The sequence below is a fragment of the Streptomyces flavofungini genome (assembly GCF_014650815.1).
GTDB lineage: Bacteria > Actinomycetota > Actinomycetes > Streptomycetales > Streptomycetaceae > Streptomyces > Streptomyces flavofungini.
Genome location: NZ_BMVR01000066.1, coordinates 1 through 782, shown reverse-complemented (window position 1 = coordinate 782; position 782 = coordinate 1). Strand labels below are relative to the sequence as shown.

1 protein-coding gene is annotated in these 782 nt (G+C 69.3%); it reads right to left on the bottom strand.

What is annotated here, in order from left to right:
- Positions 1–748, bottom strand: a protein-coding gene (locus tag IE274_RS39145; protein ID WP_444545126.1) for an IS5 family transposase whose coding sequence is annotated in 2 segments (ribosomal slippage) — positions 1–427 and positions 427–748 — 749 coding nt annotated over the 2 segments. Because the reading frame shifts where the segments join, the coding sequence is not laid out codon by codon here. This gene is flagged as partial in the annotation.
- Between the last annotated feature and the right edge of the window lie 34 nt (positions 749–782).

Sequence of the window (782 nt, the reverse complement as noted above, 5' to 3'; positions counted from 1 at the left end):
GCAAGGCTGAGGAAGGCCTCGTGGATGTCGTCGCGTCGTTCCCAGCGGATGCGTAGGCGGCGGAAGCCGTGCAGCCAGGCGATCGTTCTTTCGACGACATACCGGAAGATGCCCAGGCCGGAGCCGTGGGGCTGGCCTCGTTCGGCGATGACCGGGCGGATGCCGCGCTGCCACAGCAGGCGCCGGTACTTGTCGTGGTCGTAGCCGCGGTCGGCGAGCAGCGCGTCGGGACGGTGTCGTGGCCGGCCGACGGTCCCGGCGACAGCGGGGATCTTGTCGAGCAGGGGCAGGAGCTGGGTGACGTCGTTGCGGTTGCCGCCGGTCAGCGACACCGCGAGCGGGATGCCCTGGGCGTCGGTGACGACGTGGTGCTTACTGCCCGGACGTGCGCGGTCGACCGGGCTGGGACCGCTTTTGGGCCCCGGCGGGCCGCCCGGATGTGCGACGAGTCGATCACCGCCCGGGACCAGTCCAGCTTCTTCGCTGCCCGCAGCTTCTTCAACAGCACCACATGCAATTGGTCCCACACGCCTGCCTCGTTCCAGGCAGCCAAGCGCCGCCAGCAGGTCATGCCCGATCCGAAGCCCAGCTCCTGGGGCAGGTACTCCCACTGGATGCCGGTGTGCAGCACGAACAGGATCCCGCACAGGGCCTGGCGGTCCGGTATCCGCGGCCGACCTTCGACCTGCCTCGGCCCCGGCTCGGGCAGCAACGGCTCGATCAGCGACCACAGTTCATCCGACACGATCCACGGCCGCGACTGACGTTTCCCCACGACCAGA